Origin of the sequence: Desulfatibacillum aliphaticivorans DSM 15576 (genome assembly GCF_000429905.1) — a bacterium.
Taxonomy (GTDB): Bacteria; Desulfobacterota; Desulfobacteria; order Desulfobacterales; family Desulfatibacillaceae; genus Desulfatibacillum; species Desulfatibacillum aliphaticivorans.
Window position 1 is genome coordinate 150,380 of the sequence record NZ_AUCT01000007.1, and the last position, 12,584, is coordinate 162,963.

The following is a 12,584-nucleotide window of genomic DNA, read 5'->3' on the forward strand; positions in this document are numbered from 1 at the left end:
GAGGATAATATGAACGAGAGGAAATTCAATGCGAAGAAATTACAAAAACTCAATAATCCCGAGAGGTTGAAAGACATCCCTCCTGAATATATCCAAAGCAGGATCAATCTGGAAAACCCCAAGGTTTTGGTGGAGATCGGGGCGGGGACGGCCTTTTTTTCCAAGGCTTTCCAGGAAATGTACACAGGCTCCGTGATTTACGCCTGCGACCTGTCTCAGATCATGCTCAACTGGATTGAAGAGAATATCACACCGGAAAATCCCGACGTCATCCCCGTGAAGACTGAGGAATCCGCCCTGCCCCTTGACGACGGCCTGGCCGACCTGGTTTTTACCATCAACCTGCATCATGAGTTGGAAGATCATCTGGCCGTTCTCAAGGAAGCCTACAGGCTGCTCAAGCCGGGCGGAGCCTTTTTTGCGGCTGACTGGCTGAAAAAAGAGATGGACGAAGGCCCTCCCCAGAATATCCGCTTTCTTTCCAGCGAAGCGGCGGATCAGTTAACGCAGGCAGGCTTTGAGAACGTCCGGGCTTATGAAGACGGCATGCCCAAGCATTTCCTGGTTGTGGGCAAGAAGCCGGAATAGCCTTTTGACTGGATAAATAGCTTTCACCAATTTTTAAAAAGGACTTTTTCACCGGATATTTTCGGCAAGTTTCTTTCCATTTGGTTAAAAATGCCGACACAACACCGGAGAGCATCCTTTTTTTATTTCCCGATATGATATTAATCTTTTACTTTATGTTTTTATGAATAACTATTTGAAATAAAATTTATTATTCAAATTTATATTTATATATTTTTCTCCTGCGTCGCCGATGGCATGACCCTTGCCGTTTGGGTAAAGCACAGCGCAAAGATGCGCTTTGCCTTACAAACAGCCGGATTGCAGCTCAATCGCAAAGAGGAGGAAAATATGAGCCAAACAGAAAAATCGACCACCATCAAACGCCGCTCAGTCATTAAAGGAATCCTTGGAACCGGAGCCGCCGTAACCATGGCGCCGCTTGCTTTAAACCTGACCGCCAAAGACGCCCAGGCGGCGGCCCGGGCCCTGCCCCAGCAATGGGACGAAACCGTGGACGTGCTGATTATCGGATCGGGCTTTGCCGGCTTGGCTGCAGCGGCCGAGGCGGCTGCGACCGGCGCCAAGACCGTCATCCTGGAAAAAATGCCTTCTTATGGCGGCAATTCCATTATCAACGGCGGCGTTTACGCCTCGTGGGATGACGAACTGCATTTGCGGGAAAAGCTGAAACTGGGCGAAGACAGCCCGGCGCAGCACACCCAGGACACCCTGAAAGGCGGCGATTTCTACGGAGACCCCGCGCTGGTGAAAATTCTGGCTGACGGCGCCACCGACGCCCTGAACTGGATGATGGACAAAGGCGGCTGCACCGTACGTCCCGCCCTTACCCGCGCAGGCGGCCACACAGCCTACCGCACCCATACAAGCACCGAAGGCGTGGGCCGGGGCTATACCGAGCCGTTGAGGAAAATCGCCCTGGCTCAAGGGGCTGAAATCCGCCTGGGCGTGGAAGTCACCTGGATCTGGCGGGAGAACGCAACCGGACCCGTCCTGGGCGTGGAGATCAAGAAAGGGCGAAGGGTTTCCAATATCAAGGTTTCCCGCGCTCTGGTTCTGGCTTCCGGAGGCTTCTCCCGAGACATCAAAATGCGCTGGGAATACAACCCCTCCGTCGTGCCGGAGATCAACTGCACCAATCACCCCGGCGCCACCGGCGAGATGATCCGTTATGCCCAAGCCATCGGCGCGGACACGCTGCAACTTTGCTTCATCCAGCTATACCCCTTTGCCGAACCGGAAACCGGCGTTCTGGATAAACCCGCCGTGTACCCCTTTAACGGCGTGGGATACGGCCTGGTCTACGTCAGCAAGGAAGGCAAACGATTCGTCAATGAACTGGAGCGCCGGGACGTCTGCTCCCAGGCCCAGATCAACCTGGGTGAAAAGCCCACCTATTCCATTTTCAATGAAGCAATGATCGTCAAAATGGGCGGCGCCCAGGAAGACGTGGACAAAGGCCTGGAACGGGGCCGATTCATCAAGGCCGACAGCATCGAGGAATTGGCCGGCAAGCTGAAGATCCCCGCCGCGGCCCTGGTAAAAACCGTGGAAGAGCACAATCAATATCTGAAAAAAGGATCGGACCCGGACTTTAACAAGCCCATCACCGACAAAATGATTCCCCTGGAAAAAGGCCCGTTTTACGCCGTGGCCCAATGGCCGGCCGTGCATCACACCATGGGCGGCCTGCGGATCAACCCGAGCGCCCAGGTGATCGACATCTGGGGCAAGGTCATCCCCAAACTGTACGCAGCAGGCGAGGTGACCGGCGGCATCCATGGCTCCAACAGGCTGGGCAGCAACGCCATACCAGATTGCGTGGTATTCGGCCGGATTGCGGGCAGGAACGCGGCCAAGGTTTAAATCCGACTGGTTCTAACGGGAGAGCATCATTTGAAAAAACAGTTTGTTAAGCGTCTAATCATACTGTGCTTATTGGCTATGACGTGGGCCGCCGCCGGTTGGGCGGGCGACGCCAAGCCTTTAAGCCAGGAGGAGTTGAACATGATCCGGGAGATTTCCCAGGAAATTGACTCCTCACCTTATCTGGACGGGCTGCATTATCAGAACGGAGTGTCTTGCCAGGATTGCCACGGCGCCCCCCAACCGGGCTGGGACGATCCGGCGGAAGCCGAACAATGCCTGGCCTGCCATGAAAGCCGGGAAGCCCTCGCTGGAGTGGTGGACGAGGAATTCGCCCGCAAATGGGGCAATCCCCATAAATCTCACCTTGGAGATTTGGATTGCGCGGTTTGCCATAAAGGCCACTTGGCCTCAACTGTATACTGCTTGGGATGCCATACCAACGCCCCCTTTAGCATCCCCGGCCAATAGTTAGAGGCCCCACAAGCCGAAGGCGGCGACTCGTCCCCGACGCCGCCTTTGGCTCCTTTTCTTATTGGGGCGGAAAGCGTTTGAGATCCGTCTTTGCAAAGTCCCATTCCGGAGTGGAAAGGATCTGCCCGAAGTTGGTTTTGTACCAGGGCGAGATTTCAGGGTGGTTCAGGTTTTTCAGAACGTGCATATCCTGGGCGGGCATAAATCCCTGGGCAAGCAAAAACACCTTCTCGCCGGTCTTGGGATGAACGGCCGTGTCCATGACGATCACCGCATGACCGGGAAATCCCCCCTGGATGAACACGTCACCTGCCCGGATATCTTCCATGTCCTCCACCGGGATCATTTCCTTGCTCAAGGAGGCGGACCCTGCGTACATCATGACGTTTTCCAGATAAGCCCGAAACTGTTCGTAGGAATTCCCTTTGTCGCCCTTTTGAACCCAGGAGACCTTGCTGCCCTGGACCACAGGCCGATATCCCTCGGCCCACCGGGTGAAATCCGCCCTGTCCCCGGACGTAAAATTGAAATGAATGCGATTGTATTGACCGGTAAAATAGAGATATTCGGCCCACAGGCGAATGACCGAGTCCGCGCATTGCTGGAGGTCCTTGTTTCCCACGTCCAAATCCAGGACCAGATGGTGAGCCGACTGGTTCCCTTTTTTCCCGCCGTCAAACAGCATGACAGGCGGATTCCCGGATTTGACAGGAAAGCATTGGAGCCAGAAGTCGAAGCTGGCGGGCCGCACTTCCTCCCGTTCAAATCCTTTGGGAGGGGATATGCGATCCCCCAGGGTCAGAAGTACGGCGTCATCCTGCAGCCAGGGATACATGGCCGGCTGGGCCGGCGCCGGGGATAGGAAAAACAGGAAACAAAATCCGATTATTAGGGAGTTAAGAAGACTGCGCATGGAATTCACTTCACAATGAGGAATAGAAAAAACCGACTATACCAACCGATAAGCTCTTAATAAATAAACGACCAAATTTGTTGGGTTTCAAACCCAACAAAAGGAAGTCGAGTGAGACTGTTCGTCCGCTCATCGTCCCCAACTCAAACAATCCTTCCGGGCCGCACTTATTGGCCTTCGGCCCCTGGCATTACATGCCGGGGCCGGCCTCGGAGGGAAGTGGATTGAAAAGAAATAATACTTATCGGCGTTTGCTTAATCCACTTCATACCGGTACAATTTGCACTCAATGGGGCCGTTAAAAAGGGTGCTGGCTTTGCGTTTGCCAAGGCCTATGTTTTTCGCCACCTCGGGGTGGCCGGTGATGAGAGCCACCTTGTAGCGGCGGAATCGTTTGCTCAGGACGGAGCCCAGTTCCTTATACAGAGCCGCGAGTTCCTCGGACTCCCCTATTCTTTCGCCGTAAGGCGGGTTGACAGCTACCAGGCCCGGCATTTTGGCTTTCATGGGGGGCCGGGCCTTGGCCATTTCGCGATGCTCGATTTTGACGTAGCCGGTCATGCCTGCACGGGTCACGTTGGCCTTGGCGTGTTCCACGGCCCTGGGATGATGGTCGGAGCCCACGATGGGGGGCAGGCGCTTTTTACCTTCCTCGGCCAAACGCGAGGCGTCTCCCACCATGCCAGCCCACAGGGACTTGTCATGCCCTTTCCAGCCGACAAAGCCGAAATAGTTGCGCAAGAGGCCGGGAGCAATGTTTGCGGCCATGAGGGCGCCTTCGATGACAAAGGTGCCGGATCCGCACATAGGGTCGATGAGAGGCCCGCCCGTTTGGGCGATTTCCGGCCATCCGGCCCTCAGAAGAATGGCGGCGGCCAGGTTTTCCCGCAAAGGGGCAACCCCGCCCTCCAGGCGGTACCCCCTTTTATGAAGGCTGTCTCCGGAAAGATCGATGGACGCGACGGCCTCGTCGTTTTGAACGTGCACGTTAATGCGGACGTCGGGCCTGTTTGTGTTGACCATGAGCCTGTCGCCCACGTCCTTTTTGAACTGATCCACCACAGCGTCCTTCACCCTTTGGGCGCCGAACTGGGTATGGCTTAGGGCTGAACGGGTGGATGTGAAGTCCACGGCGATGGATTTCCGGTAATCCAGATGCTCGGTCCAGTCGATTTCCCGGATGCCTTCGTACAAGGCCTGTTGGTTGTCGGCTTTGAACTTGGCCACGGTCATGAGCACCCGAGAAGCGGTCCTGGACCATAAAATCACTTTATAGGCCGTGGCCAGGTCCGCGTCAAAACGCACGCCGGCCGCGCTTTCCGAAATATTCTCAATGCCCAGCCCTTTCAGCTCTTCAGCCAGGATGGGCGCGGTTTTCCGGCCGCAAGAGACAAAGAGCTCCATGGGATCTCCGGGCGATTTTTTATAAGAACCTGTTATGTTGCGTTTCGTATTCATAGGGCGTACATATGCAAAAATTTTAATAAACACCAGCAAAAAATTTTGCCTCTTTCCATTGAAAATGGTATGGAAATAATATTCCAGTAAGCGCTTAACGTCCACTTGTTTCCAGTAAATATAAACGACCGGAGGGAAACATGTCTGCACAGACTGTTGTGTATCTGTTCTTTTTGATTATTTATTTGTTGATTCTCGTCGCCTTTAACAAAGCCAGAACAAAATACGCCGGGGGAAAAGTGGGCGAGATGATCAACCTGATCCTCATAACCACGCTGCTGCTTTTCTGTTCGGATTACGCCCAGGTGCTTACCGGCTTGTTTCCCGACAACGTCTTGTTTGCGGTGCAGGTGATTTTACGAGCTGCGGCATTGGCTTTTCTGGCCTTTGGGGGCATTCGGATAGGAAGCGATTAAGCTCGGACAACATGGAGAACATCCACGGTCTTTCGCCGGCGGGGCGAAAGACCGTTTTTTTATTTTTTTTTGAACCGGCCAAACAACCCGCCTGATTTCTTATCTTTATCTCCGGCCCCGACCTTTTCAATGGCCTCGGCCAGCACTTCCTGAATTTGGGAGACCACGTAATCCTTTTCGTCGGAATCTTCGTGATATTTATCCACGTAAGACAACACCCTTTGCGCCTCTGCAATGGCGTCCTGCGTCAAAGAAGCGCCGATCTGGCTTCGTGTGCTTTCCAGGACGAAAGTCAGGTAGTCGTTCAAGGCTTCCAACAAAAACTCCGTAGCCTTGGATTGGTCGCCCAGCTTGAGGGATTCCAGGCCTTCGCGTACGACCTGCACGTTGGTAATGGCCGGATTGGTTGGGCTGAACTTATGAAAAATAATGCGCTTTTTGGCGCTGAGCTTTGACTTGGAATTGTCGAAAACCGAATTCGCCTGGGCGCCTAACTCGGTATGCAGGGCCTTGTATACAACGCCAAGCACGTCGTTATGGACGATGATCAGGCCGGATTGATCGGAAATCCTGTTTTTGCCGGTAAGCCCCACGGTCTCCACCTTGCGGATCAGCCCGGAGGACAGGAGCGAAAACAAAAGTTTGTAAACAGGATAGGTTTCAAAGCCGCTTTGCTGGACGATTTGACCCACATTTTTTTTGCCGTCGATCAGGGACAAAATGTGCCACTCGTTGGAATCCAGCTTGATTTCTTTTTTATCCGGGCTTTTATCGGAAATCTTCAGGACAGCATCCTCATCGGGAAGCTGTTTGCGTATGATGTCCAGTTCGTCAATGCGGCGGGAGGCTTCCAGGATCACATCAATGGTGTTTAAATTGACCACCACGTCTTCTTCCAGCTTTAAAGGGGTTTCCTTAAAATGAAACTCTCCCTTTTTCCAGAAGAACAGGTTATACAGAATTTCCCTGATTTGCTTTTCGATGAATTTTTTGAATGTATCCGAGGAGATATAGCCCTTTTCCACCAGCACCTTGCCCAGGAGTTTTTTCTCCTCTTTGGCGGTCTCGGCGCACTTTTGAAGCTCCTGCACGCTGATTATCCCCTGGGAGCGGAGCAGATGGCCGAGGCGTGCTTCCTTGTGGGAGCCGACGGCGTAAATGATGGTTCCCTCTTTGACAAAAACCCGGGCTTCTTCCTGGCCGTCCACAATGCGCAGGACGCCCGTAAGTTTCTCCCGGGCCAGGTGCTGCAACAGGCTGGCGAAAAAGAAACTATCGAGATTGCCGTTTAGAGCCATATTTCACTCCACAAAGAATATTGACAGGAACACGCAGGCATTAAATAATATACAAATATTTTGTGTGCATATATCATATTTTTCAAAGGAAGGCCCAGGATTTTAATTATGCCGTTTTTGTTTGGGAAAAAAAAGCCTGTTTCGGAAAACGAAACTTTCGTCGCGCTGATGCAAATCGCCCGTCAGGATCCGGACTTCCGGAAACAAATTTCGGCCATATTGTCCATGGATGATTTTAATCGAAAATCCGCATTGAATTCCATCACAGATAACATGCGCTTGCAAAAAGCCCCCAAGGATCTGGTGCGGGCCATGGAAAGCCTGGCTGATGACGCCGTGGCGGAAAGGGCCCTGGAACTTATACAAAATGCAAAATAATCATTATCCGGAAAATCATAGAGGTCAAGGCTCCAAGCAGCATACCGAAAATCTTAGCATATTCCATATTGCGGACGGATTGGCGGACGGCCTCTCCCATTTTTCCGGCGTAAGCAGAATAGCTCTTATCTATGCTGTGAGCCCGGGGGAGCCTCTGCGCATTTACGACCCCCAAAACCTGTTGGACGGCCACGAAATCCTTTTAAAAAAAATCTACCTGGATTCGTGCGACTGGAAGCAGGACGAAGAAAGAGTGCAGGCGCTGAAACTCTTCGACCCTGTGCTCCCGGCCCAGGACCTGGGCCTGACCGGATTGATCTCCTTCGGCGGCATGTCCCAATCCGCCTATTATCAAATGTGGTTCACCGAGCATCACCCGGACATTTGCAACCCCGGCCCCACAAGACGTTGGCTGGAGCACGCCACGTGGCTGCTTTCCCACGACCTGGCCACGTGCAGCGAGTTTTACTCCTCCATGTCCGATTACATTTTGCGGGAGTACGCCACCCACGCCGTGCGCGATTGCCTGGTGGACGAACTGAATATGCGGGTGGGATGGGACATCCAAATGCGGGTATACCCTATTTTAGACGCGATATTGAATATTTCCAAGACGATGGAAGAAGGCTTCTGGCCCAGAGGAAAGCTGGCTTTTGTCCTGAAGGCCCATATACAGAACATCCAGGATCTGGTTTTATTCCCCGAACTGGAGCGCCCCAGCCTGCGCAACTTCAAGCACGTACGCAAGCTCATGCAGGCGGTGGAAGAGTCGTCGGACCACTTTCTGGTTTCCGACGGGTCTCTGATTGCGGGAATCGGTTCAGGCGAGATGCCGCCCCACTCCATTGTCGCCGATTTTGCAGGGCCCCACGGCTTTGTGTCCTTTGACGGAGAAGCGCTGTGCAGTTTTTTCGACGGCAGGTTCCACTCCTCCTCCAGAAGGGCCAATTTGGTGCAGGTGGAGGAAATATTGCTGGAGTACTCCTTAAGCCCCACCCAATCCAGTGAACTGCTGAAGACCATCAAGGAAATCGTGCATCATGCAGAAGACCACAAACACGGATGCACCCTGGTCATAGACCTTAGCCAGCAGCCCATTGATATTGCAGGGCAAAAACTGGACAAGCCCCTGGACATCTCCCGGGACGATTATCTGGCGCTGGCCATGAATCTCTCCAAGGTGGACGGCGCCCTGCACATCAGGCCGGACCGGACTTTACGGAGCTTTGCATGCATTCTGGACGGCAGGGCCATCCCCGGCGAAGACCGTGCCAGGGGCGCCCGTTTTAATTCCGCCCTCAGGTTTACGGCCATGTACGACGACCTGATTGTGATTGTTGTCAGTTCGGACCGGCCGGTCTCCATTTTGCAATCCGGCGTGGAATTGACCGCCCATTGCTACTGGAAGCCGGTTTCAAGCTGCATGAGCACGCCCCCCACCCTCATGCGCTGGATAGAAAACAAAAAGGACTGATATAGGATAACCTTTTTATTTCCTGGATTGCCAATCCCCCAAACAGCGTTTGCAAGGGGCGTAGCCTTCGTAAAATGCGGACCACATGGAATCAAAGTCCCTGCGGTTTTTGGGATTGGTTTTGGCGGCCGACTTGCATTGGGGCAGATGAAAGCGCCTTGATCGGGAATTGCCCAAATATGGCTGATTTATGGGGTGAAGACCGGCCCAAAGGCCTTTTTGCGTTTGCATGGCCTTGCGCTGGGCCATTAACAACGCTGCGAAATGTTTTTCATTGGGGGACCGATACAAACAATAGGCCATCCCCTGGCTGATGATTTCCCTGTTCACAAACACGCCGTCCTTAAGATATACATAGGCGAGGAGCCTGTTATACCGGTCCTTACGGTCCAGGTCCGTTTCCAACCGCACTTTTTCGCCCTGCACCAACGCACGGTTGCACGCCAGGGCCTGATCGCCCAAGGGTTCGGCGGGATAGTGGTCATGGGCGATTTCAGGAGCGTTGATTCCAATATAGCGGACGTGGCGGCCGTCAGCCAGGATGATCGTGTCTCCATCCAGGACGCGTTCCACGCGGACGAATTCCCGTCCGCCAAAAGCGGTAAGGCTCCACAGGCATAAAGCTACGGCCGAAAGAGCCAGAATCCTTTTAATACGAATGGGGGCGGAGAAAGCCTTCATTGCACCCTCAAGGACGTCAGCGGCGCATGAACAACACATTGTTTTTAATAGTCAAGATAATATGCAGCGCCGCCATGATCTGGTTTTGCCGGATGTTCTTCCCCTACCCTGTCTGGATTCCCGTCTGTGCGGCTTTGGCCTGGGTGATTTTGTTTCGCGTCAAGCTGGATGCTGTTGATGACGACAAAATCCGGGCCAAGGACAGGCGTCGCGCCAAATCTGCAGAGCAAGAGTCCGACGACAAGCCCCATTGGGGAAAATTCAAATAAAACGACCTGAAGGGCTAATCCCCGGCCTGAGTCTCAATGGTGCGCAATTTTTCCAGAATCCGGGAGCCTTCGTGGACTGGCGTGGGCGCATAAATTTCTTCATGATACGGGAGGCCGGCCAGATTGTAATGCATGGCCCTTGGGGGCGCAACCGGGGGATCCTGGCCGGTGATGGCGGTCCACAAGGCGGAATCCGTCAAGTGGACGAAGCAGCGGCTCCTATTTTGGCGATCCCAGACGTCATAGCCAAAGGGATCCAGCTTGACGTTCTGGCCCAATAATCCGCCCAGGCCAAGGCCCATTTTTGCATGAAAGGGCGCCTGCTCCTCGTTGACCCCGGTCATCACTTCAAACTCATCGGGGCTTTTTGAAAAGCGCTCGAACGCTTCCGCTTTCATGGGATAAGCGCAAACCTGGACGCCGCCGTACTTAGGATTGCCGGCCAATTGTTCTTCGGCGGTGCTTCCCAGGCCCAAAGGCATGGCGATGAATTGCCTCACCACGCCCCTGCCCACGCAATAGCCGCTGATTTCCTCCTGAGGGGGGGAAACCGCGTAGTCCTGGGGATGCGGCGTCAAATCGTTGGTCCATGCATCGCCCGTGAGAGCGTTGATTTTGCCGGCCGCCAGTTTGACGGCGAAAGGGTACCTTGTTTTGCCGGGATCAAACTGCACCAAAAGGGCTTCGGACTGATACATGGGAAGCATGACGCCGCCCCATTCCAGCCATTGGGCGGGCACGGAGCTTTCGTAGTCGTCCACGTGGACCATGGGAAAGGCGCCCAATCGGGGAGGGTTGGGATAGGCGGCGCCGTCGTCGGGAATTCGCAGGGTGCGGATAAAAGAAATTCCCAGTTTAGCGCAGGGATGAACCTGAGGAAACGAAAAGCATAGGGAATCGTTCATGAGCTCGATCATGGTCATACTCCCTTCTACCAATTGCCGTCGCGCACCTCCCTGATAATTCTGAGGACGGCGTTATCCGGCATGTCTTTCAGGTCCCGGATCAACTGGGCGAACAATGCCGGTCGTTTACGGATAACCTCTTGAATGTCCGAAGAAACTTTACCGGATAAAGCCAGCAGTACGTCTTTATCCTCCCCCAGGTCCTCGGCCAAAAGCACAATTTTGGCTTCAGACGGAGGGGGCTGTTCTCCTCTTTCCACCTTACTCAGGTAGGAAGGCTCCACCTGAATGCGCATGGCGACTTTTCGCAGGGAATAATTCTTGTCCTCTTGGTGAAGAGCAAGGCGTTTTTCCCGGACAAACTCTCCAAAAACATTTTCCTTGGAAATCATGAAAAAAATCTTCCGGAATGATTAAAATCCAACACGTTTTGGGGCTTGGCCTTTTGGCCTGACGTCAACGGGACCCCTTGATTCCGTGTTTTTGCAGCAGGTGATACAGCCTTGACCGGGACAGGCCGGAAATCTTGCAGGCGGCCCTGATGTCCCGATTGGTCAGGAGCATGAGGTCTTCCAGATATTTGGCTTCCGCCTCGGAGACCACGGCTTCCCTGTAATCCTTGAGGGACGGCAGTTCCTGGGGGTTTTCCCCCTGGAAACTTTTGGTCTTGCCGGCCGTGCTTTGACGCAAGGACTCCCGCGCCAGCTTCACCCTGATGTGGGTGGGCAGATGATTGGGGAATAACGTGGGCTCTTCGGCCGAGGCGATGAGGGTCCGCTCCAGAGCGTTGATCAATTCACGCACGTTGCCGGGCCATTCATAGGCGGCCAGGGCTTCCAGGAACTCCGGGGAGTATCCCTTGGCGCCCTTGCCGTATTTTTCGCAGAGCTTGCCCATATAAAATATGGTGAGGTCCTTGATGTCCTGAACCCGGCTGCGCAAAGGCGGCAGGTCGATGGTCAGGGTTTTCAAGCGGTACAGGAGGTCCTGGCGAAAGAGTTTGGCTTCGGCGAGCTCCTCCAGGTTCCGGTTGGTTGCAGCCACCAGGCGAAAGTTGCTGGTCACTTCCTTTTGGCTGCCCACGGGGCGAAACCTGCGCTCCTGCAACACCCTTAAAAAGGGCTTTTGCAAGGACAAGGGCAATTCGCCCACTTCGTCCAGGAACAAAGTGCCGCCGTCAGCCAGCTTCACCAGGCCGGGATGGGCCTTGTCCGCGCCGGTGAACGCCCCTTTTTCGTGGCCGAACAAAACGCTTTCCACCAGCGTGTCAGGCAAAGCCGCGCAGTCCACCACCACGAAGTCCTTGCCGGCCCGGTCGCTGTTGGCGTGAATGGCCGTGGCGAACAACTCCTTGCCTGTGCCGGTCTCGCCGGTCAGGAGCGTGGTTGCATCGCTGCTGGCCGCCTGGGCCAGAAGGTTCAAGGCGTTTTGCAACTGGGTGCTGTTTCCCACGATGCCTTCGGTCTTGATAAGAACCTTGGAGGAACTGCGCTTTTTCTCTTCCCTGTATTGGAGAGCCCGGGACAGGGGCAGCACGATTTCCTTTAGGGAAGGCGGCTTTGCAATATAGTCCCACGCGCCGGACTTGATGGCCAGTTCGGCGCCGTCCGGGTCGCCCTGCCCGGTGAAGATGATGACTTCCGGGCAATTGTCCAGGCCCCGGATCCTGGGCAGGGCGTCCAGGCCGTTGCCGTCAGGCAGGCCTACGTCCAAAAACACTACATCGTAGCTCCCCGAAGCCGCTTTTTCGTATCCGTCTTTCAGGGTGTAGGCGCAAGTGTGATCGTGCCCCATCTGCTTGACGCGCCGGGACAGAATGTCACACAAGGCTTCATCGTCGTCGATAATCAGGATATTCGCCAAT

General features: G+C 54.2%; 14 protein-coding genes. 7 read left to right on the forward strand and 7 right to left on the reverse strand.

Going from position 1 to position 12,584, the window contains the following annotated elements:
• The first annotated feature begins 9 nt into the window (after nucleotides 1-9).
• The 3 genes from G491_RS0108075 (at nucleotide 10) to G491_RS29945 (ending at nucleotide 2,925) form a co-directional block, all read left to right on the forward strand.
• Nucleotides 10-588, forward strand: a complete 579-nt coding sequence (locus G491_RS0108075) for a class I SAM-dependent methyltransferase (protein WP_028314236.1) — start codon at nucleotides 10-12, stop codon at nucleotides 586-588.
• A 330-nt stretch (nucleotides 589-918) separates the two neighbouring features.
• Nucleotides 919-2,454, forward strand: coding sequence for an FAD-dependent oxidoreductase (locus G491_RS0108080; protein ID WP_028314237.1), 1,536 nt, complete (start codon nucleotides 919-921; stop codon nucleotides 2,452-2,454).
• Between the two features lie 30 nt (nucleotides 2,455-2,484).
• Complete coding sequence (locus tag G491_RS29945; protein ID WP_035218172.1) at nucleotides 2,485-2,925, forward strand: cytochrome c3 family protein; 441 nt, start codon at nucleotides 2,485-2,487, stop codon at nucleotides 2,923-2,925.
• Nucleotides 2,926-2,986: 61 nt separating this feature from the next.
• On the opposite strand, the gene G491_RS0108090 is transcribed toward G491_RS29945, so the two are convergent.
• On the reverse strand, nucleotides 2,987-3,841 hold the full coding sequence (locus tag G491_RS0108090; protein WP_028314238.1) for a DUF4846 domain-containing protein: 855 nt from the start codon (nucleotides 3,839-3,841) through the stop codon (nucleotides 2,987-2,989).
• Nucleotides 3,842-4,096: 255 nt separating this feature from the next.
• Nucleotides 4,097-5,245 (reverse strand): THUMP domain-containing class I SAM-dependent RNA methyltransferase, encoded by a 1,149-nt coding sequence (locus G491_RS29950; protein ID WP_035218244.1) that lies wholly within the window; start codon nucleotides 5,243-5,245, stop codon nucleotides 4,097-4,099.
• A 194-nt stretch (nucleotides 5,246-5,439) separates the two neighbouring features.
• Between G491_RS29950 and G491_RS0108100 the strand changes: the two genes are divergently transcribed.
• Complete coding sequence (locus G491_RS0108100) at nucleotides 5,440-5,715, forward strand: hypothetical protein (RefSeq protein ID WP_028314239.1); 276 nt, start codon at nucleotides 5,440-5,442, stop codon at nucleotides 5,713-5,715.
• A 59-nt stretch (nucleotides 5,716-5,774) separates the two neighbouring features.
• Here the strand turns inward: G491_RS0108100 and G491_RS0108105 are convergent, their stop codons facing one another.
• Nucleotides 5,775-7,013 carry a DUF4388 domain-containing protein gene (locus G491_RS0108105; RefSeq protein WP_028314240.1) on the reverse strand — a complete coding sequence of 413 codons (1,239 nt, stop codon included), beginning with the start codon at nucleotides 7,011-7,013 and terminating at the stop codon, nucleotides 5,775-5,777.
• Between the two features lie 108 nt (nucleotides 7,014-7,121).
• On the opposite strand from G491_RS0108105, the gene G491_RS0108110 reads away from it, so the two are divergent.
• Together G491_RS0108110 and G491_RS0108115 are read left to right on the forward strand one after the other, a co-directional pair.
• Entirely contained in the window at nucleotides 7,122-7,391 is a 270-nt protein-coding gene (locus G491_RS0108110; protein ID WP_028314241.1) for a hypothetical protein, read from the forward strand.
• Entirely contained in the window at nucleotides 7,381-8,865 is a 1,485-nt protein-coding gene (locus G491_RS0108115) for a DNA integrity scanning protein DisA nucleotide-binding domain protein (protein ID WP_028314242.1), read from the forward strand. Before G491_RS0108110 ends, G491_RS0108115 begins: the two co-directional genes overlap by 11 nt.
• 15 nt (nucleotides 8,866-8,880) lie before the next feature.
• Here G491_RS0108115 and G491_RS29955 read toward each other — a convergent pair whose 3' ends face one another.
• Nucleotides 8,881-9,546 (reverse strand): thermonuclease family protein, encoded by a 666-nt coding sequence (locus G491_RS29955; protein WP_051327121.1) that lies wholly within the window; start codon nucleotides 9,544-9,546, stop codon nucleotides 8,881-8,883.
• 26 nt (nucleotides 9,547-9,572) lie between these two features.
• Here G491_RS29955 and G491_RS0108125 point away from each other — a divergent pair, with 26 nt between their 5' ends.
• Nucleotides 9,573-9,815, forward strand: coding sequence for a hypothetical protein (locus G491_RS0108125; protein WP_028314243.1), 243 nt, complete (start codon nucleotides 9,573-9,575; stop codon nucleotides 9,813-9,815).
• A 14-nt stretch (nucleotides 9,816-9,829) separates the two neighbouring features.
• Here the strand turns inward: G491_RS0108125 and G491_RS29960 are convergent, their stop codons facing one another.
• From G491_RS29960 to G491_RS0108140, 3 genes are all read right to left on the reverse strand, one after another.
• A complete protein-coding gene (locus tag G491_RS29960; RefSeq protein ID WP_157468112.1) occupies nucleotides 9,830-10,738 on the reverse strand; it encodes a hypothetical protein in 909 nt (302 codons plus the stop codon).
• Between the two features lie 8 nt (nucleotides 10,739-10,746).
• Nucleotides 10,747-11,112 (reverse strand): helix-turn-helix domain-containing protein, encoded by a 366-nt coding sequence (locus G491_RS0108135; RefSeq protein ID WP_028314244.1) that lies wholly within the window; start codon nucleotides 11,110-11,112, stop codon nucleotides 10,747-10,749.
• Nucleotides 11,113-11,176: 64 nt separating this feature from the next.
• Complete coding sequence (locus G491_RS0108140) at nucleotides 11,177-12,583, reverse strand: sigma-54-dependent transcriptional regulator (RefSeq protein WP_012609880.1); 1,407 nt, start codon at nucleotides 12,581-12,583, stop codon at nucleotides 11,177-11,179.
• Between the last annotated feature and the right edge of the window lies 1 nt (nucleotide 12,584).

Coding starts and splice junctions, on each gene's coding strand:
- G491_RS0108075 (WP_028314236.1), top strand. CDS start 10: ATGAACGAGAGGAAATTCAATGCGAAGAAATTACAAAAACTCAATAAT.
- G491_RS0108100 (WP_028314239.1), top strand. CDS start 5,440: ATGTCTGCACAGACTGTTGTGTATCTGTTCTTTTTGATTATTTATTTG.
- G491_RS0108090 (WP_028314238.1), bottom strand. CDS start 3,841: ATGCGCAGTCTTCTTAACTCCCTAATAATCGGATTTTGTTTCCTGTTT.
- G491_RS0108080 (WP_028314237.1), top strand. CDS start 919: ATGAGCCAAACAGAAAAATCGACCACCATCAAACGCCGCTCAGTCATT.
- G491_RS0108115 (WP_028314242.1), top strand. CDS start 7,381: ATGCAAAATAATCATTATCCGGAAAATCATAGAGGTCAAGGCTCCAAG.
- G491_RS0108125 (WP_028314243.1), top strand. CDS start 9,573: ATGAACAACACATTGTTTTTAATAGTCAAGATAATATGCAGCGCCGCC.
- G491_RS0108135 (WP_028314244.1), bottom strand. CDS start 11,112: ATGATTTCCAAGGAAAATGTTTTTGGAGAGTTTGTCCGGGAAAAACGC.
- G491_RS0108105 (WP_028314240.1), bottom strand. CDS start 7,013: ATGGCTCTAAACGGCAATCTCGATAGTTTCTTTTTCGCCAGCCTGTTG.
- G491_RS29950 (WP_035218244.1), bottom strand. CDS start 5,245: ATGGAGCTCTTTGTCTCTTGCGGCCGGAAAACCGCGCCCATCCTGGCT.
- G491_RS0108110 (WP_028314241.1), top strand. CDS start 7,122: ATGCCGTTTTTGTTTGGGAAAAAAAAGCCTGTTTCGGAAAACGAAACT.
- G491_RS29960 (WP_157468112.1), bottom strand. CDS start 10,738: ATGACCATGATCGAGCTCATGAACGATTCCCTATGCTTTTCGTTTCCT.
- G491_RS29955 (WP_051327121.1), bottom strand. CDS start 9,546: ATGAAGGCTTTCTCCGCCCCCATTCGTATTAAAAGGATTCTGGCTCTT.